We start from the raw sequence: 243 nt of genomic DNA on the forward strand, positions 1-243 counted from the left end.
TGTAGACGACGTGCCCGTCGGTATGGACCTTGACCTCGCACCATACGGCCAGCACTGGCGGCACATCGGGCAGTCTGGCGAGCAGTGGCTTCTCGATGGCGAAACGTGCAAGCGGCTGCTCGCGCGTGCCGGCCTGCTGCATCACCCAGTCGCGCAATTGACGGTTGGCGTCGGCGAGATCGCGGAATTCGCGCAGCGGCACGAAGGATCGTTTGATGTATTTGACTCCGGCCTCAACGACGC

The 243-nt window shown here is 63.4% G+C and carries 1 pseudogene; it reads right to left on the bottom strand.

What is annotated here, in order from left to right:
* Window positions 1–243: pseudogene (locus ACLFKU_RS44975) on the bottom strand (IS21 family transposase); the annotation flags it as partial.

Source organism: Paraburkholderia sp. EG304 (assembly GCF_046543485.1).
In the GTDB taxonomy this organism is placed as follows: domain Bacteria; phylum Pseudomonadota; class Gammaproteobacteria; order Burkholderiales; family Burkholderiaceae; genus Paraburkholderia; species Paraburkholderia youngii.